We start from the raw sequence: 16,801 nt of genomic DNA, 5'->3' as shown, positions 1-16,801 counted from the left end.
TCACGCCTTCAGCGTGTCCTTCCGGTACAGCCAGGCCGCACCGCCGGTGAACAGCGCGAAGAAGACGGCGAGGACGACGATGTCCCTGGCGTGCGGGGCCTGGCTCTGCTCGATCGCCTGTCCCAGGGCAGCGTACGCGTGGGTGGGCACCCACTTGGCGATGTCCTGCAGCCACTGGGGGAACGTGGTGGTCGGCATCCACAGGCCGCCGAGTATGGACAGGCCGAAGTAGACGATCATCGTGATCGGGCGGACCGCGTCCCCGCTCGCGAGGTATCCGAGGGCGACGCCGAGCGCGGCGAAGACGAGGCTGCCGGCCCAGATCGCGCCGGTGAGCGCGAGCCACTGCCAGGCGTCCAGCCGCACGTTCTTGACGGCGGCGGCGACGGCGAAGACGACGACGATGGACGGCAGGCTGACGACGGCCGCGCCGGCGGTCTTGGCCAGGACGTAGCCCCGGCCGGGCAGGGTGGTCAGCCGCAGTTGCCGCACCCAGCCGTTCTCCCGCTCCTTGGCGATGCGTTCGCTGTTGCCCATCAGGACGGCGGTGAGCGCGCCGAACGACGCCATGGAGACCATCATGTACGTCGGCAGGGTCAGGTTCGTGCCGTCGACCTTGGTGGTGTCGTCGGCGCTGCCCGCGATGAGCAGGAACAGCACGGACGGGTAGACGACCGAGAAAAACAGGAACTTGCGGTTGCGCAGGGCGCGGGTGAGTTCCAGCCTGATGAGACTGTTCACGACTGCTTGGCCTCCTCGGCGGTGGTGAGGGCGACGAAGGCCTGCTCGAGTCCGAGTCCGGCGACTTCGAGGTTGCGGGGGTAGAGACCGAGCCCGTACGCGGCGTGCACGGTGGCGTCGGCGTCGGTGGACTGCATGCGGACGGTCTGTCCCGACACGCTGAGATCGGTGAGGAACGGCAGTGCGCGCAGCGCCGGTTCGTCGATCGCGCCCTGGAGGTCGAAGGAGATCCGGCGGGCGCCCGCCTTGGCCTTGATCTCGGCGGCGGTGCCGTCGGCGAGGAGCCGGCCGCGGTGCAGGACGAGGACGCGGTCCGCTGTCGCGTCGGCCTCCTCCAGGTAGTGGGTGGCGAACAGGACCGTGCGGCCCTGGTCCGCCTGGTCGCGCATGGTGGCCCAGAAGGCCTGGCGGGCGGTGACGTCCATGCCGGTGGTCGGCTCGTCGAGGACGATGAGGTCGCTGTCGCCGGCGGTGGCGAGCGCGAAGCGGACGCGTTGTTCCTGCCCGCCGGAGAGCTTGTTGACCTTGCGGTCGGCGATCTGGGTCACGCCGGCGCGGGCGAGCACGTCGGAGACCGGGTGGGGCCTCGGGTGCAGCGCGCAGGCCAGCGTGACGAGTTCGGCGACGGTGACCTCGTCCATCAGGCCGCCGCTCTGCAGCATCGCGCCGACGCGGCCGGCGACGATCGCCTCGCGGGGACCGGTGCCGAAGACCCGGACGGTGCCGGAGTCGGGGTGCTTGAGGCCGAGGAGGAGGTCGAGGGTGGTGGACTTGCCGGCGCCGTTCGGGCCGAGCAGGGCCACGGTCTCGCCCGGGTGCAGGGTGAAGGTCAGCCGGTCGACGGCGTGTACGTCGCCGTACGTCTTGCTGACGCGGTCGAACCCGACCGCGACCGGCTGCTGGGCCGACGCCCCCGTTGTCATCGTCATGGCATCCATGCTGCCGGGCGGGCCGCGCCGGGAGCAGTGCCGCTCATCCCGACTATGCGATGACAGATGTCATGTCGTGCCGTGGGTCACGTCATGCCGTGCGGGCGGGGTGGGGAAAAGGCGGGGCGGCGGGGTCCCGGAGGACACCGCCGCCCCACCGACCGCGCTCCGCTCCGCTCAGTTCGGCGTCGTGTCGATGACCGCGACCCGGTTCGTCCTGCTCAGCAGTGCCGGGCGCAGGGTGTTGATGACGTCCTCCACCGTCACCGCCGTCTTCTGGCCCGAACCGCGCGTGATCAGCACGGTGTCGAACGCCTCGCCGTACAGCTTCTTCAGGGCCGGCCGGTCGTAGTAGTCCACCAGCTTGCCGTCGACGGCCTTGACCCGGAGGAACTTCCACAGGGAGTTCTGCGGGCTGAAGGACACCTGGTGCACGCCGTCCGCCGTCTTGACGGTCACCAGCCCCGACATCGCCGGCTCCGCGAACGCCTTCATCTCGCGGTCCACCTCGGCCTTGGAGACCGTCGGCTCCTTGGCCGTCGTCGGCACCTTCACCGTGGCGGCCGTACCGGTCTCCACCTGGTTCCGGTACGCCTCCTGGACGGCCTCGGTGGACTTGGCGACGTCGATGCCCTGACCGCTCCTGCCGTAGACGGGGACCGCCTTGCCCGGCTTGAACCGGATCGTGCCGTCGTTGGCGCCGGCGGTGCCCGCGGCCTGTTCCAGCGCCGCCCGCAGCTTCTCCTCGTCGACCGGCATGACGGGTTCCACGACCCGCTTCTGCCCGAAGAGCGAACCGACCACCGACACCGGGTTGTAGTCGCTGTGCGCGGCGTCGGCCACGGTGGCCTTGCTGTCGAACTGGAGGCCCGCCTGGTCGGGCTTGAGGCTGACGGTGTCGCCGTCGACGGCCAGCTTCATCGCCTTGTTCGTACGGTCGCCGAGCGCCGCGTCCAGCTTCTGGACGGCCTCGTCGCGGGTGCCGCCGCCGATGTCGACGCCGAGCACGGTGGTGCCCTTGGGCACGTCGGAGCGGTTCATCAGCAGGCCGGCGCCGTACGCGACACCGCCGGCGAAGACCAGCACGCCGATGAGCAGCGGGAGCTTGCGGCGGCCCTTCTTCTTGGCGGGCTTGGCGGCGCTCTTGGCCGGCTTGCCGGCACTCTGCGCGGAGGGGCCCGGCTGCGGCGCGTCCGGGAGCTTCGGCGGCGTGTGCGGGCCGGAGGGCTCGCCGCCGCCCGGACCGAACGGGGCACCGCCCCGGCCGTCGGCCGGGACGACCGGGATGCCGCTGGTCAGGGTGTGCCCGGAGACGTTGTCACCGGCGCCGTGGCCCGGTCCGCCGGGCATGGGGTGCTGCGGGGTGAGCACCGCGGTGTCGTCGCTGAGCCCGCCGCCGGGCAGCGCGCCCTGGCCGGGCCGGCCATCCTGGCTGTTCCGGCCGGGCAGGCCGCCCTGGCTGTTCTGGCCGCCCTGGGCCGCCGGGGTGCCGGGCGCGCGCCGGACGGGCAGTCCGGCGAGCGGGGTGTCGCCCGTGACCGGTCCGGTGGTGGGACCGGCCGGGCCGCCGCCCTGGGAGAAGTACGGGAGGTCGTCCGGGTGCGGTCCGCCGCCGTCAAGGGCGCCGGGCGCCGGGAAGGACCCGGTGTCCTCGGGCGAGCCGGTCGCGTACGGGTCACCGAAGGGCTCGCCCCCGTACGGTTCACCGCCGTACGGTTCGCCCCGGTACGGTTCGCCGCCGCCGATGGCGGCGTACGAGCCGGTGTCCTCGGGCGAGGAGGGGTACGCCTCGCCGTCGGGCCCGTAGGCGCCCGTGGCCGGGCCGTCGGCGTCGGCGTCGGCGCGGGGGGCGGCGGCCGCGGCGAGGGCGGCGGAGACGTCGAAGGAGCCGGTGCCGCCGCCGTGGCCCGGGGCGACCGGCCCGGCGCCGGTGGCACCGGGCAGCCCCGCGGCCTTCCCACCGCCGGAACCGGCCCGGCCCACACCACCGGACGCGGTGGACCCGGCGGAACCGGTGGGTCCGGCCTGACCGGCCGCCTGTTGCCCCTTGCTGTTCCCGCCCGTCCCGGCGTTACCGGAGGCGCCGGAGCCGCCGGCGGCAGTGGGAGTCGCGGCGGCCTTGCGCGGCGCGAACCAGTCGCTCGCCTTCTCCTTCTTCTCCTCGGCCGGAGCCGGCGCCTGACCCGGCGCGGAGCCCAGGGCCGGGAACTCGGCCGTGCCCGTACCGCCGGAGGCGCCGCCCCCGTCGAACGCGCCGATCGCCCGCATCGTCCCGGTGGCCCCCGGGTCGGCGGCCCCGCCGTCCTCGGGTGCGGGCCCCTGGCCCGCGTCCTCGGCGCCGTCCGCCGCGGCGGACGCGTCGTTGCTCACGGGTGTACGCATGACGACCGGCGGAATGGGCCGCGATCCGGGGATGTTGATGCGGATGCGCGTGGTCAGCGTGGTCTCGGTCTTGCGTTCGTCCGGCCGCGCGGCACCGCGTCCCTTCTCGGCGCCCTCCTCGGAAGCCATGGGGGTGCCGTACGGCGGCGTCCCCGACGGGTACGCGGCACCACCGCGTCCGGTGCGCCCGTTGCGCCCGGCGGACGAACTGTCAGTTTCACGACTCAAGGCAGGTTCTCCCGGTTGGCTTCACCGCCGGCCGCGACCTCACAGTGGGAGTCCCTCACTGCCCGCACGGGAGCGAGCGCCCGGGGCAGGCGCGGCGGCGCGCACCACGATACTGGCCGCTTCCGGTCCCCCGAGCGCGTCCACCGGGGAAACTCCCACGGGACCCGCACGGAGGTGAACCGGCGAAGTGGTACGTCACTTGGCAAGTCGGGCACCGGGCCCGCCGGGTTGCCTTTCCCGGGGAAGCGTGGCGCACATCACAGCGACGGCGATGCCGCCGAGCAGGAACAGGTAGGACCCGATTCCCGCGCCGAAGAGGAAGTCGCCCTCGGGGCGGCTCACGGTGAGCAGGATGACGGCGATCATCCAGCCGGCGGCGGGCGCGGCGGCCCCGCCGCGCCCGCCCAGGGCGCGCGCCCCGCCGAGGAAGAGCCCGGCGGCTCCCGCGAGCGCGAGCAGCAACCCGCCGGGGAACCAGCCCGGTTGCACCAGCGCACCGGCGGCGCCGACGACCGCGCCCAGGAGCAGCAGCCCCAGGTACGCGGCGGCCCGTCCGGCCGACGGCATGGTCATCGGCTGCGCCAGCCCGCCGCCCGGGCCCGGACCCGCGCCCCGTCCGCCGCGTGTGCTCGTGCTCATGCCCCGCTCACTCCTTCGAACAGGTCGCGTTCCCTCTCGGCGCTTCGCCCGGTACCCCGCTCGCCGCGCACCAACTCGTAGAACTCGGTGGTGAACAGCGGCTGCGCGAGGTGGTTGGAGAGCGCGAACCAGGGTTCGAAGACGTCGATCTGGGTGGCGTGGGCGCGCATCGCGGCGGCCTTCGCGACGGCGAACGCGGTGCCGTCGATCTCGGCGGTGACGCGCTCGTCCGCCACCACGCCGGGTACGTCGTCGATGCTCCCCGCCGAGTCGAACGGCAGCTCGGGCAGCGCCCGCGCGAGCCGCGCGAAGGCGTCCTCGGCGTATGCCCGGGGCATCCGGTTCCAGTACACCTTGGCGACCTCCCACGGCTCCCCCGCTCCCGCGCCCGCGTTCGCGTCGGGGAAGGCGGTGGCGTCGGCGGCGAGTTCGACGGCGCGCATCGCGATGCGGTGGGCCTGGATGTGGTCGGGGTGGCCGTAGCCGCCGTTGTCGTCGTAGGTGACGAGGACCTGGGGCCGTACCTCGCGGATCACCTCGACGAGGTGTCCGGCGGCCTCGTCGAGGTCCGCCTGCCACAGACAGTCGGGGTCCTCGTTGTCGGGCAGCCCCATCATCCCGGAGTCCCGGTAGCGGCCGGGGCCGCCGAGCAGCCGTACGTCCGTCACGCCCAGGGTGCCCATCGCGGCGGCGAGTTCGCGCAGCCGGTGCGCGCCGAGCCGCTCGGGGTCGTCGAGGAGGTGGGCGAGTTCCCCAGGGATCACCTCGCCGCGTTCACCGCGGGTACAGGTGACGAGGGTGACATGGGCGCCCTCGGCCGCGTACCGGGCCATGGTCGCGCCGTTGTTGATCGACTCGTCGTCCGGATGCGCGTGCACGAGAAGAAGACGCCGGTCGGGCAGATCGGTCATGCCCCCACCCTACGAGGCACGCGCCTCCGGAAGGGGCGCGGGGAACTGCGCGAGCGACCACCCACCCACCCGCACATCGGGGTCCAAGGGGCGGAGCCCCTTCAGGACGGGAAGGGCAAAGGCGGCGGGGGCGGAAGAACGCACCCCCGCCCCGCCGTGCCTACGCGGCCGCCGCGCGCTCGCCCACCCCCCGCCGCCGCGCCCCCGCCCGCACCAGAGCCGCCGGCCGATACCCCATCTGAATGGCCCCCACGTCCTCGCCCGGCGGCACGACCTCGTCGATCCGGTCGAGCACGTCGTCGCCCAGCTCGACCCCCACCCCCGCGAGCAGGTCGTCGAGCTGCTCCTCCGTGCGCGGCCCGAGCAGCGCCGCCGTCACCCCCGGGTGCGCGAGCACGAACGCGACCGCCATGTGGGTCAGCGGGATCCCCGCCTCCTCCGCGACCGGCACCAGCCGCTCGACCGCGTCGATGCGCCGCTCGTCCCCGAGGTGCGCGAACCACGGCCCGCCGCGGCTCAACGCCGACGCCTGCCCCCTGCGCACGCGCCCGGTCAGCAGCCCCTGCGCCAGCGGGCTCCACACGAGGGTGCCCATGCCGAGCCGCTGGGTGACGGGGAGCACGTCGCGTTCGATGCCCCGGTTGAGGATCGAGTAGTACGGCTGCTCGCTGCGGAAGCGGGCCAGCCCCTGCCGCTCGGAGATCCAGTGCGCCTCGACGAGCCCCGCGGCGGGCTGCTTGGACGTGCCGATGGCCCGCACCTTGCCCGCGCGGACGAGGTCGGTGAGCGCGGAGAGCGTCTCCTCCAGATCGGTCTCGTCGTCGGGGTAGTGGTACTGGTACAGGTCGATGTGGTCGGTCTCCAGCCGCCGCAGCGAGTCCTCGACGGCGGTCATGAGGTAGCGGCGCGAGCCGCCCCGGCGGTTCGGCCCCTCCCCCATGGGGTTGGAGAACTTGGTGGCGAGGACGACGTCGTCACGGCGGCCCTTGATCGCCTTCCCGACGATCCGCTCCGACTCGCCGTGGGAGTAGTTGTCGGCCGTGTCGATCAGGTTGATGCCGGCGTCGAGCGCCTTGTGGATGATGCGGACGGTTTCTTCGTGGTCGGCGTTGGCGAGGGCGCCGAAGTTCATGGTGCCGAGCGCGTAGGGGCTGACCTGGATGCCTGAGCGGCCGAGGGTGCGGTAGCGCATGGGACGATCTCCCGGGAGCTGACGGATGACAGCAAACGGAGAGCATCTCCACTTGCCGACGACGACTATATGGAGAAACCCTCCGCTTGGACAACGCCAAGCGGAGATTCCGTCCGCTTGAGTCACTGTTGCCACATCCGCACCCGTAGCCACATCCCGCCCCCGCGAAGGAGGCCCCGATGGACGACGCCCCACCGCAGCCCCAGCCCGAGTCGCACCCGCACCCACGCCCCATGCGGGCCGACGCGCGCCGCAACTACGAGCACATCGTCGCGACCGCGCGCACGGCCTTCGCCGAACTGGGCCCGGAGGCACCGCTGGACGTCGTCGCCCGCCGGGCCGGGGTCGGCCCCGGCACGCTGTACCGGCACTTCCCGACCCGCGAGGTCCTGATCGCGGCGGTCTACGGCCCCGACATCGCCGCCCTCGCCGCCCACGCCGCCGGGCTCGCCGAACGGGAGGCGCCGGGCGCGGCACTGGAGCGCTGGGTGCGTGAACACCTCGTCGACGCACTGGGTCAGCACGGCATCGCCACGACGTTGAGGACGGCCCTCGCCCGGGCTCCCGAGATCCTCCAGCCCCACAAGGACCGGTTCATGGACGCGACGGAGACGCTGGTGGGCGCGGCCCAGGAGGCGGGCACGGTCCGGCGGGACATCGAGACCCGCGACATCCTGCGCCTGGTCCACGGCGTCGCCGCGGCCTCCGCCGACTCCCCGTCCGCCCGCACCCGCATGCTCCGCGTCCTCTTCGACGGCCTGCGCCCGGCCTGACCCGGCGGTGCCGTTCCCACGGCGGACGGCAGCGCCCGGCCGGGCCCGGAACCGGTTCCGACCTCCCCCGCCCGCACCCTCCGCGACTTCTATACACTGCGCGTATACGCGATGTGTATAGTGCCGCCCGTGACGGACTCCTACCTGTTGCCCGTGCGGACGGCCGCCCTGATCTTTCCGGGGCTCGCCCTGCTGCTGCTCGTGCCGATGGCCGTCGTCGTCTACCGGCGGCACGGGGTGATGACGCGCTGGCGCACGCTCTCCCTGTTCGGGGGCGTGTACTACGCGCTCACCGCCTTCTGCCTGACGATCGTGCCGCTGCCGTCCCGGGCCGTCGACGTGTGCGCCAAGTACCCCTCGTTCGCGCACCCGCAGTGGACACCCGGGAGTTTCGTCGGCGACATCTGGAAGGAGGCGCACCATCGCGTCACCTTCCATGACCTGGTGCTCGGCAACCCGGCGGTCTGGCAGACGGTGTTCAACCTCTTCCTGCTGCTCCCGCTGGGTGTCTTCGTACGGGTGCACGCGCGCCGGGGGCCGACGGCGGCCACCCTGGCGGGGTTCGCCGGATCGCTCTTCTTCGAGGTCACGCAGTACACGGGGCTGTACGGGCTCTACGCGTGCCCCTACCGTCTCTTCGCCGTGGACGACCTCCTCGCCAACACGGCGGGCGCGGCGCTCGGCTGGGCGCTCGCCGGCCCCCTGGCCCGCGCGCTGCCGGACCTGAGCACCCTGGACGCACGCGCCCTCGACCCGCTGAAGGTCCCCTTCGGCCGGCGTCTGGTCGCCCTGCTGCTCGATGTGACGGGTGTCGTCCTGCTGTCCGGGTCCGCCGCCGTGCTCGTCTACCTCGCCCTGGGGCCGGACCCCGTGCCGTGGGTCCCGCTCCTCGTCTGGGTGCTGTGGTTCGTGGTGGTGCCGCGCTGGACCGGTGCGACCCCCGGCAAGCACGCCCTGCTGTTGAAGCTCGTCACGGGGAGCGGCGGCAGACCGGGGCTCGGCGCGCTGTCGCTGCGCGCGACGGCGCTCGGCCTCCCCTTCGCCCTGGTGTGGTTCGTCGCGGGCGCCGCCCTGCCCGGCGTCGCCCTGCGGGCCGCCTCCGCCGGGACGGATGCCGTGGAGGGGATCGGTTACCGGGACGTGGTGTACGCGATGGCGTCCGATCCGGCAGGCGCGCCGGCCGGCTTCCTCGTCCCGTGCCTCTGTCTCGCCGTCGTCGTCTGGTGGGTACGAGTGGTCCGCAGGCACCCCGAGGGGCTGGGCCCGCACGAGGTGCTGTCCGGCATACGCAACCGGGCCCTCCCGCACGCCACCGCACGGCGGAGCGAGCGCCCGCAGCCCGCGCACGCGGTTCCGGGCGACGGCTCCTGAACCGGGGGACGCCCCTCCTGCGGCGGCCGTCGGCGCCTACGGATCACCGGATCACCGGATGCCTGAGCCACCGAGTCATCGGGTGACCGAGTCATCGGGTGACCCGGTCAGCATCCGGTGAGCGAGCTCCAGTCGAGCCTCCGCGCGGACCTCCGGCTGACGTCCGCTGATCCGGAGGGCGGCCAGGCCGTGCACCGTCGCCCAGGCGACCTCCGCCCTGGTGTCATCGGGCCCCGGGAAGGCCGCACCGATCGCCGCGAAGGCGCGACGGAGCGGTTCGGGGCCGTCACCGGCTCCGAACTCCAAGGTCGAGGGCATCGCGAACATCGCCTCGTAGACGCGGGGCTGCGCGACGGCGAACTCCAGGTAGGCGCGCATACGCGCCATGGGCTCGGCGTCGACCGCTTCGAGCGCCGCGGCGATCGCGGTGAACCCGTCGAGCGCCACCGCGTCGACGAGCGCCTGCCGGCCGGTGAAGACCGAGTACAGCACCGGTTGGGTGACGCCGAGTTCGGAGGCGAGCCGGCGCATCGTCACGGAGGCCCAGCCTTCGGACTCGGCGAGGTCGCGTGCGACGCGGATGATCTGCTCTCGCCTCAGAGCGAGGTCCGGGGCCGGTCTGGGAGACATGAGCGAATAATAGCGCAGTTATGTAACAGCGCTAGAGATCGGCGACCGACCCTCGGATCACGGCGGCAGCACGGGGCCCACGTATGCTAACGTCGTTAGAGAACGGTGTTATACAACGTCGTTAGACAACCTCGGGAAGGGCCTGCCCATGATGATCACCGCTCTCGTCGTCGCACTTCTCGGCTGTGTTCTGATCATGGTCATCGGCGGCCGCTTCCTGCTGGCCCCGCGTGTCGCCATGGCTGGATTCGGGGTTCCCGAAGACAGCCTGCGCGCCCTGACCAACATCAAGGGCGTCCGCGACATCACCTCCGGCGTGGTGCCTCTCGTGGTCCTCGGCGTCGCCGGTTCCCACGCCTTCGGCTGGGCCCTGGTCGCAGCGGCCCTCACCCCCGTGGGAGACGCCGTCATCGTCCGGACGAACGGCGGCAGGCTCGCCCACGCGCTGGGCATCCACGCGGCCACCGCCCTGGTCCTCGTCGCCGCGGGCCTGGTCCTCGCGCTGGTGTAGCGAGCACCCGGGCCACGACAGCGAACTTGAACTGGCCCTCCCCCCTCACCCAGAACAGGGAATCCTCCTCATGAGCACCGAGAACCAGACCGTCGCGTCCGCCGCCTCCGACTTTGAGGTCCGTTCGGACGCGGGCATCCTCGACGTCGTCCGCGCCTTCTACGAGCCGTTCCGCACCGGCGACACCTCGGTCTACGGCGAGATCCTCGCCGACGACTGGGTCGACATCCCGCTCGCACCCGGCCAGGAGCAGGGACGGGCGGGAATGGCCGCGCAGATCGCGGTGTTCCGCCGGGCCATGCCCGACTACCACGTCGAGCACGAGGACCTCGTCGTGGGGCGCGACCGGGTCGCGGTCAGGAACACGGTCAGCGGCACGCACCAGGGCGCCTTCATGGGACACGAGCCCACCGGCCGGCGGATCGAGATGCGCACGATGGACATCCACCAGGTCCGCGACAACCGGATCGTCGTCACATGGCACCTCGAAGACTTCGCGGGCCTGATGGCGCAGCTCAACGCCCCGGCCGGAACTCCCGTCCGAGCCGCCTGGAGCTGAGGGCTGTCCCGTAATCCCCGGAGGGCGGGCCCTGCGGCACTTTCTCAACAGGCCCTAGCGGCCTCGTTCGGTTCCACGCCGTCTGCGGCCGCTCCGGGGGCTGGACGAGGGGCGGCCGCAGACGGTACGGCGCAGTCGCGGCAGCGGTCGCCGGGGTCCGGGGACCGGAAGGCTCGGTCGCAGCCGTCGCAGTTGCGGAGCGGCTGCGGGGCCAAGGGCGGGGCGCCCGGCCTGCGGTACGGGGGCAGGGGCGGGAGCCCGGTGGTGAGGCGGTGGGCCAGCAGGGCGGCCGGGCGGTGCAGCGGCTCGGGTGGAAGGTCGGCGGTCAGGGCTTCGCGGATCAGTTCCGGGTTCACCTCGCGCTCCAGCCAGGCCGCTGCGCCGGGGGCCAGGTGCGCGGCGTCGCAGGCGGAGAGCAGCAGGCGGGGGTCGCGGCGGTGCAGGCCCGCGAGGAGGTCCGTGGCCTGCTGGAGGAGTGCGGGGGCGGGGTACGCGGGGCGCGGGACGGCGGGGAGGGGTTTGCGCGGGGCGGCTGCTCGCTTCCCGCGCGGACGGGACGACGCCCCGGTTCGCTCCTCGTGCGGTCGGTGGGGGCGGCGGGTGGCGCCCGGCTGGTTGCAGGAGACCGTGCGGGTCACGATGCGGCCGTCGGGCACGCGTTCGCGCGTGCGGCGCAGGTAGCCGTGGGTCTCCAGCTCGCGCAGGGCGGCCGCGATCCGGGTCGCGCCCTCCGGGAAGCGGGCGGCGAGCGTCTTGATGTCGACGCGGGCGCCCTTCGGCAGCGACTGGATGTACACGGCGAGCCCGATCGCCAGCAGCGACAACTGGCGGTGCTGGGCGAGGTGGTTGCCGATCACCGTGAAGCGGGCGGTGTGACGGGTGTTGTCGTGGAGCAGGCCGCCTGAGTGGTTCGACCGGTCCTGGTCACCCTCACCGTCTCGACACCGGTCCTGGTTCGGGTGGTTGCCGTCCGTCGTGCGGGACGGGGCGTGCGGGGGCACGCTAGGGTTTTGGGTATCCATCGGGAAGCCTGGTTTCTTCCTTGGTGGTCAGGCCCCCGCATTGGGATCGCTAGTCCCGGCGGGGGCCGACGTATGTCCTGTGACGTGTGTCGTGCTGTGCCGAGCGTGGACCGTCGACGTTCGCAAAATCCAGCCGAGCCGGGGATGTTCACCCACCCGAGTGACCAGCGCCTTCGCCGCTCACGGGCGGGAGGGGTGGGGCTCGGTACGGGTGCTTTCCCGAGGTCTTTTGTCTTTCAGGCGCCGGGGTCACCGAAGCCCGCGAATCCGTGCTCCGGTACCTGAACGGACACTTCCGCCCACACCGTTCTGCGCGGGAACCGTTCCTCGGTGACTCCCCAGCGGTCGGCCGGCGCCTCGACGAGCAGCAGGCCGCGGCCCGACTCCGCGTCGGGGGCGGGCGCCTGGGGCTCGGGGAGTCGTTCGCCACGCGCGTCGGTCACCTCGATCCGCAACGCGCCGGCCGTCGTCGCCACGGTGGGGCGGCAGTTGCGGTTGCGGAGGGAGGCGTGCGGGATGCGTGCCGCCGACTTCGCGGTAGCGGTGGGGTACGGGGAAGACCTCGTCCACAAGGTCGAGGGCGGCAGGCGGGCCCCGCGCCCGGAGTACCTGGACACGGCGGATGCGCTGCTCTAGGACCCAGTCGACATCCACGGCCTTCTGCAAACGTCGGCATACGCGCAGACGCGGTTCCGCAGCGGGGCGGAGACCGACTCCTGCGTGGAAGTGGCCGGAGCCTGGTTCAAGAGCAGCTACAGCAGTCGCAGCGAGGGTGACTCCTGCGTCGAGATCGCCACCGCACCCGGCACCGTCCACGTGCGCGACTCCAAGAACGTCGAAGGCCCGCGTCTGGCCTTCGCCCCCTTCACCTGGGCGGGCTTCGTGCCGTTCGCGTCGGAGGCGTGAGAAAGCCGGGAGGCGACGCGTACCCGCACGGCCGGGCCACGGTCACCACGCCGATGTCCGGTCCGGCCCAGCAGTCCGGACCGGACATCGGCGAATGGAGGAGGGGCAGTCGGGTCACGCCTCCGCGACTTGGAGCAGCCAGCTGACGGGGATGTCGTCCTCGGTATCGCTCGCACTCTTCTTGACGCGGCCGATGGAGATCTTCTGCGTACTCGTCGGGAGCTTCGCGCCGTTGTGGACCCGGCCGCCTGCCGCCGTGACGTCCAGGTCCACGGCGGCGCTCCAGTTGGAGCCGTCGTGCCAGTTCACCTTGATCCGTGCATCCGCCCAGGCGGAGGCGAAGCTGATCCACATATCGCCTGACCAGCCGGCCTGGTTGGCTGCCGGGACGGCCAGGACGATGCCGTACTTGTAGTGGATGAGCCCGCCGCTCTCGGTGAACGCGAAGCCGGGGGGAACCTCGCCGGTCTGGAAGTTCGCCATCAGCGCTCCTTGTCTCTCGCTGCTGCGGTGCCGAGGTAAGACACCGTGCCGCAGGCCACGGCGCGGCTCACGCTAGGGGCGCTGTCGCACCTCTTCGCCACCTTCCGGGACAAACCATCAATACGGGGACAGCGGCAGCTCGGCCGGTCTGTCCGCTCCGCTCCAGCACCCCCGGGGCGCCCCCTGCTGTGGCCCGAGGGTTTCGATGACACAGGACAGCCGGCACGCTCACCGAACGTGACGAGCCGAGCTGTCACGCACCCCGGCCGCGCTGCCACACCCGCCGGCCGCGCTGCCACGCCCGCCGGCCGGAGTGTGACAGCAGCCGCGAGAATGCCCGCCGATGTCCGTTTCTTGACGCAGGATCAGTGACCTGCGGCAGCGGACCTTGAGCGATCGACACCGAAGTGCGACCGGAGTCGAAGCGCCTGGCGATGGAGCCGGGCGGTCACCGCGGCGCGGTCAAGTGTCCAGCGCGATGCCTGGTGAGCGTCTGGCGTCGGACACGCCGGGCCCACCGACGTCTTCCGGTCCTGTCGCCTCTGTCGCCTGCACAGGCCGGGGTCTCATGTCCATCCCCCAGAGGCGGGACTGCGTTTTCGGTCGCCCGGCTCGCCGCCAAGCTCCTCGCCGCCCGCCGCACCTCACGCGAGCCGGGATGAAACGTTGATTTACGGACTCTTTTTCTTATTAGTACAGGTATGGACCCGTTTGGCTTACTCATCCGCTGCCGAGGATGCGGGCAGATACGCAACGAAAGAAGGCGGTTTCAGCATGGCGGATTGGGTGAAGATCGCGGGCAGTCTCACCGCGATCTCGGCGGGGTCCAGGACGACGGTGTGGGGGGTGAACGCGGCCGACGCCATCTACCGGTACACCAACCACGACGCCAACCCCTGGATCAACATCCCCGGAGGACTCGGCGACATCGGCGCGGCGGCGGACGGCACCGTGTGGGGCGTCAACAGCGGCAACCACGTCTTCCGGTACACCGGGGACCAGGACAGTGCGAACCCGTGGAAGAACGTCAACGGCAGCCTGAGACGGATCGCGGTGGGCTCCCGGACCAACGTGTGGGGCGTCGACCCGGCCGGCGCCATCTACCGGTACACCAACAACGACGCCGGCGGCGGCAACCCCTGGGTCAGGATCCCCGGCGCCGCCACGGACATCGCCGCGGGTGCCGACGGCACCGTGTGGCACGTCAACAGCGGCGGCGAGATCTACCGGTACGTCGGCGACCAGCCGAGCTGACCCCTGCCCGCACCACCCGCGCGCAGTCTGCGGCCGGGTGACCCCGCCCCCCTGCCGGACCTGCCCAGCAGCCACCGGACGCGAGCGTCGGTGTCCTCTTCACTCCGGACTGCGTGGCGCCGATCCGGTCCGGTCCGGTCCGGCGCCACGTGACGAGGTCACCAGATGAATACTTCGTTCAAGTGGGCACTGGCACCGAACGTCAGGGTATGGTCCTGCCACTTTTCCAGGGTGAGGGCGTTCGCGTAGCCCGACCCTTCTATGGTGTAGAAGAAGGTGACCTTATTGTTGCCCGAATGGAATTGCGAGACATTGACAATACTCACCGCCATCCCGCCAGCATTGGCGAAACACGTGGGCAAACCGCGTGATTCCACTCGTGCGTACTCGTCGATCACCGCAGGGAAATGACAATCGACGCGGCTGACGGCAGCGGCGGGAGTCGCCGGAATCGCAACCGCCAGTCCCGCAGTGGCTGCCGCCACGACAGCACTCCTCTTGAGCAATCCCTGGGACCTGAACAGGCTATTTTTCTTCACGCCGGGCATGCTACTTGACTCCTCCGGGGGATCCAAATATTCCCCATTCGAGATCGGGGATTTTGCCCGAATTCTCGAGAATTGATCCGGCGGCGGCCCGGCGAGTCATCGAATCGCACCGGATTCGACAGCAGGGCGGTCGCACGCTCCGGTGACGTGCGGTTGGACGGGAAGTGACCCCTTGGGGTGCGGCGTTCCACAACTGGGCCGCTCAAACGGAGGGAGCACTGCGCAGCGGGTGAGTCTGGTCGGAGAACCGACCCCCGGCCGCCTTCGGCCTTCTTCGGCCTTCTTCGGCCTTCTTCGGCCTTCTTCGGTTCGAGACCGGTTCCCACCCGGCCTCCGAAGCGTTCACGGGAAGAGGTACCTTTCGGCACGAATTCGCCGCCTTGCGCCCATGTCCTGCTCGCTGACGTACGGCTGGAGCTCCGGTTCCGATTTCACCGAGTCCGGCGGAATCCGACCGCTGGATACCCAATTGAACGACGTGGGGGGCTGCTCGCCGCACGCGGGTGAGTCCGTCGGCCGACGATGAATTCTCCGAACTGCGTCATCCCGCCACGCTGTGATCCGGAGCCCCGTCACCCCGTCGAAGGCGTCCGTCCAGTCGGCGCCTTATTGGACCGCGGTGCGGATCGCCTCGGCCCCGCATCGGCCGCCGGATGCCGGGCGGCATAAGCGCCGCTTCAGGGCGGCATTCTTCACTGCGTCCCGGCGACCCCACGGCGCCCGCGCTGTCGGAGATTTCGCCGGTGGGAATTTCGCCGGTGGGAATTTCCCCGTCGGTTTCGGCAGCCTCCTGGCGACGTCACCACGTTGTCGTCGCCCGTGGTGGCCGCCATGCCGAGCCTGCCGTCCGGCGTGAGGTTCGCGGCGATGCCCGCACGCCGGCGCTCGCACAAACCCGTGCCCGAGAGCAACCCGGCGGGGACGCTCCTGCGGCGGTCCGTGGTGCGCGTGCCGAGCTCCCCGTGCGCCGAGTGTCCGCGGGGGACTCCTCGGATCGCCCTCCGCGTGACGTCCAGGTCACCCTTCTGTCAGCGAGCCGTCCGGGAAACCCGGTACGGCTCAGGGCCGGACCACGGCGACGGAGCGTCTGCACGAGCAGGCCGACAGCCCCGGCACCGATGCGGCCGCCTGCCCGGAGGCTCCGCCCATCGCGCCGCGTCCACGCGGACACCCGCGGTTCGTTCTCCCGCGAGCCGCCACCGTGCCGAGGCGGCCGGTCCTCGGCCTCCCGGATTCACCGCGCTTACGAAGCCGGATGCGGGGCAACCGGACCCTGGGAAGGTCACCGCACGGGCTTCGGACCTTGTGTCCGGAGCCCGTGCCCCGCCCCGTTCCGTGGGTCCCCGGGGCGCCAAGAGCGCGCGGGACCCACGCCTCAGAATTTGATGCTGCCGATCATCCCCGCGATGTTCGTCGTCAGGTCGTTGATCGTCGGGGCGATCGTCGAGGAGGCGAGGTAGAAACCGAGGAGCACGCAGACCACCGCGTGTCCGCCCTTCAGGCCTGACTTCCTGATCAGCAGAACGACGATGATCGCCAGCAGCACCACCGCCGAAATCGAGAGTGCCACGGCGGTTCACCTCCAAAGATCCCAGGGACGCGGGGGGTCGGACTATGGGGGCAGATAGATCCGTACAACAGCCAGCGGGTTCATACCCACTATGCGCTTGTGATCATAACTATCCGGACGCGCGCATCGTCCCGCGCACGGCCGCACAAGGG

17 protein-coding genes and 2 pseudogenes are annotated in these 16,801 nt (G+C 71.6%); 7 read left to right on the top strand and 12 right to left on the bottom strand.

Annotation, left to right across the window (positions count from 1 at the left end):
• The 6 genes from QFZ64_RS22645 to QFZ64_RS22620 all read right to left on the bottom strand — a co-directional run bounded on the left by QFZ64_RS22645 (position 1) and on the right by QFZ64_RS22620 (position 7,022).
• Positions 1–741 (bottom strand): ABC transporter permease, encoded by a 741-nt coding sequence (locus QFZ64_RS22645; RefSeq protein ID WP_307068533.1) that lies wholly within the window; start codon positions 739–741, stop codon positions 1–3.
• On the bottom strand, positions 738–1,679 hold the full coding sequence (locus QFZ64_RS22640; protein WP_373430648.1) for an ABC transporter ATP-binding protein: 942 nt from the start codon (positions 1,677–1,679) through the stop codon (positions 738–740). Before QFZ64_RS22640 ends, QFZ64_RS22645 begins: the two co-directional genes overlap by 4 nt.
• A 168-nt stretch (positions 1,680–1,847) precedes the next feature.
• Entirely contained in the window at positions 1,848–4,280 is a 2,433-nt protein-coding gene (locus QFZ64_RS22635) for a hypothetical protein (RefSeq protein ID WP_307068531.1), read from the bottom strand.
• A gap of 195 nt (positions 4,281–4,475) precedes the next feature.
• On the bottom strand, positions 4,476–4,919 hold the full coding sequence (locus QFZ64_RS22630; RefSeq protein WP_307068529.1) for a DUF6113 family protein: 444 nt from the start codon (positions 4,917–4,919) through the stop codon (positions 4,476–4,478).
• On the bottom strand, positions 4,916–5,830 hold the full coding sequence (gene mshB / locus QFZ64_RS22625) for an N-acetyl-1-D-myo-inositol-2-amino-2-deoxy-alpha-D-glucopyranoside deacetylase (RefSeq protein ID WP_307068527.1): 915 nt from the start codon (positions 5,828–5,830) through the stop codon (positions 4,916–4,918). The genes QFZ64_RS22630 and mshB overlap by 4 nt, the downstream gene beginning before the upstream one ends.
• Positions 5,831–5,990: 160 nt before the next feature.
• A complete protein-coding gene (locus QFZ64_RS22620; protein ID WP_307068525.1) occupies positions 5,991–7,022 on the bottom strand; it encodes an aldo/keto reductase in 1,032 nt (343 codons plus the stop codon).
• Positions 7,023–7,201: 179 nt separating this feature from the next.
• On the opposite strand from QFZ64_RS22620, the gene QFZ64_RS22615 reads away from it, so the two are divergent.
• Positions 7,202–7,795: a TetR/AcrR family transcriptional regulator gene (locus QFZ64_RS22615; RefSeq protein WP_307068523.1), complete on the top strand. Its 594-nt coding sequence runs from the start codon at positions 7,202–7,204 to the stop codon at positions 7,793–7,795.
• Between the two features lie 129 nt (positions 7,796–7,924).
• Positions 7,925–9,166 (top strand): VanZ family protein, encoded by a 1,242-nt coding sequence (locus tag QFZ64_RS22610; protein WP_307068521.1) that lies wholly within the window; start codon positions 7,925–7,927, stop codon positions 9,164–9,166.
• Between the two features lie 75 nt (positions 9,167–9,241).
• Here QFZ64_RS22610 and QFZ64_RS22605 read toward each other — a convergent pair whose 3' ends face one another.
• Positions 9,242–9,796 (bottom strand): TetR/AcrR family transcriptional regulator, encoded by a 555-nt coding sequence (locus QFZ64_RS22605; protein ID WP_307068519.1) that lies wholly within the window; start codon positions 9,794–9,796, stop codon positions 9,242–9,244.
• A 148-nt stretch (positions 9,797–9,944) separates the two neighbouring features.
• Between QFZ64_RS22605 and QFZ64_RS22600 the strand changes: the two genes are divergently transcribed.
• Both QFZ64_RS22600 and QFZ64_RS22595 read left to right on the top strand, forming a co-directional pair.
• On the top strand, positions 9,945–10,307 hold the full coding sequence (locus QFZ64_RS22600) for a DUF4267 domain-containing protein (RefSeq protein ID WP_307068517.1): 363 nt from the start codon (positions 9,945–9,947) through the stop codon (positions 10,305–10,307).
• Positions 10,308–10,377: 70 nt separating this feature from the next.
• On the top strand, positions 10,378–10,866 hold the full coding sequence (locus QFZ64_RS22595) for an ester cyclase (RefSeq protein WP_307068516.1): 489 nt from the start codon (positions 10,378–10,380) through the stop codon (positions 10,864–10,866).
• Positions 10,867–10,910: 44 nt separating this feature from the next.
• Here QFZ64_RS22595 and QFZ64_RS22590 read toward each other — a convergent pair whose 3' ends face one another.
• Complete coding sequence (locus QFZ64_RS22590; protein ID WP_307068514.1) at positions 10,911–11,888, bottom strand: helix-turn-helix domain-containing protein; 978 nt, start codon at positions 11,886–11,888, stop codon at positions 10,911–10,913.
• A 236-nt stretch (positions 11,889–12,124) separates the two neighbouring features.
• Positions 12,125–12,400: pseudogene (locus QFZ64_RS22585) on the bottom strand (ATP-binding protein); the annotation flags it as partial.
• Here QFZ64_RS22585 and QFZ64_RS22580 point away from each other — a divergent pair.
• Together QFZ64_RS22580 and QFZ64_RS22575 are read left to right on the top strand one after the other, a co-directional pair.
• Positions 12,336–12,521: pseudogene (locus QFZ64_RS22580) on the top strand (helix-turn-helix domain-containing protein); the annotation flags it as partial. The pseudogenes QFZ64_RS22585 and QFZ64_RS22580 sit on opposite strands and share 65 nt — an antisense overlap.
• An 87-nt stretch (positions 12,522–12,608) precedes the next feature.
• Positions 12,609–12,794: a DUF397 domain-containing protein gene (locus tag QFZ64_RS22575; protein ID WP_307068512.1), complete on the top strand. Its 186-nt coding sequence runs from the start codon at positions 12,609–12,611 to the stop codon at positions 12,792–12,794.
• Positions 12,795–12,908: 114 nt separating this feature from the next.
• Here the strand turns inward: QFZ64_RS22575 and QFZ64_RS22570 are convergent, their stop codons facing one another.
• Positions 12,909–13,277 (bottom strand): hypothetical protein, encoded by a 369-nt coding sequence (locus tag QFZ64_RS22570; RefSeq protein ID WP_307068510.1) that lies wholly within the window; start codon positions 13,275–13,277, stop codon positions 12,909–12,911.
• Positions 13,278–14,051: 774 nt separating this feature from the next.
• Here QFZ64_RS22570 and QFZ64_RS22565 point away from each other — a divergent pair.
• Entirely contained in the window at positions 14,052–14,531 is a 480-nt protein-coding gene (locus QFZ64_RS22565) for a tectonin domain-containing protein (RefSeq protein WP_307068509.1), read from the top strand.
• A 158-nt stretch (positions 14,532–14,689) separates the two neighbouring features.
• Here the strand turns inward: QFZ64_RS22565 and QFZ64_RS22560 are convergent, their stop codons facing one another.
• Entirely contained in the window at positions 14,690–15,079 is a 390-nt protein-coding gene (locus tag QFZ64_RS22560) for a beta/gamma crystallin domain-containing protein (RefSeq protein WP_307068506.1), read from the bottom strand.
• Positions 15,080–16,454: 1,375 nt separating this feature from the next.
• Positions 16,455–16,649 (bottom strand): hypothetical protein, encoded by a 195-nt coding sequence (locus tag QFZ64_RS22555; protein ID WP_006142165.1) that lies wholly within the window; start codon positions 16,647–16,649, stop codon positions 16,455–16,457.
• Between the last annotated feature and the right edge of the window lie 152 nt (positions 16,650–16,801).

It is taken from the genome of Streptomyces sp. B3I8, assembly GCF_030816915.1.
Classification (GTDB): domain Bacteria; phylum Actinomycetota; class Actinomycetes; order Streptomycetales; family Streptomycetaceae; genus Streptomyces.
Note: the sequence above shows the minus strand (reverse complement) of the source record. Positions and strands in the feature narration are given on the sequence as shown.

Coding starts and splice junctions, on each gene's coding strand:
- QFZ64_RS22640 (WP_373430648.1), bottom strand. CDS start 1,679: ATGGATGCCATGACGATGACAACGGGGGCGTCGGCCCAGCAGCCGGTC.
- QFZ64_RS22630 (WP_307068529.1), bottom strand. CDS start 4,919: ATGAGCACGAGCACACGCGGCGGACGGGGCGCGGGTCCGGGCCCGGGC.
- mshB (WP_307068527.1), bottom strand. CDS start 5,830: ATGACCGATCTGCCCGACCGGCGTCTTCTTCTCGTGCACGCGCATCCG.
- QFZ64_RS22620 (WP_307068525.1), bottom strand. CDS start 7,022: ATGCGCTACCGCACCCTCGGCCGCTCAGGCATCCAGGTCAGCCCCTAC.
- QFZ64_RS22615 (WP_307068523.1), top strand. CDS start 7,202: ATGGACGACGCCCCACCGCAGCCCCAGCCCGAGTCGCACCCGCACCCA.
- QFZ64_RS22605 (WP_307068519.1), bottom strand. CDS start 9,796: ATGTCTCCCAGACCGGCCCCGGACCTCGCTCTGAGGCGAGAGCAGATC.
- QFZ64_RS22600 (WP_307068517.1), top strand. CDS start 9,945: ATGATGATCACCGCTCTCGTCGTCGCACTTCTCGGCTGTGTTCTGATC.
- QFZ64_RS22595 (WP_307068516.1), top strand. CDS start 10,378: ATGAGCACCGAGAACCAGACCGTCGCGTCCGCCGCCTCCGACTTTGAG.
- QFZ64_RS22590 (WP_307068514.1), bottom strand. CDS start 11,888: ATGGATACCCAAAACCCTAGCGTGCCCCCGCACGCCCCGTCCCGCACG.
- QFZ64_RS22570 (WP_307068510.1), bottom strand. CDS start 13,277: ATGGCGAACTTCCAGACCGGCGAGGTTCCCCCCGGCTTCGCGTTCACC.
- QFZ64_RS22565 (WP_307068509.1), top strand. CDS start 14,052: ATGGCGGATTGGGTGAAGATCGCGGGCAGTCTCACCGCGATCTCGGCG.
- QFZ64_RS22560 (WP_307068506.1), bottom strand. CDS start 15,079: ATGCCCGGCGTGAAGAAAAATAGCCTGTTCAGGTCCCAGGGATTGCTC.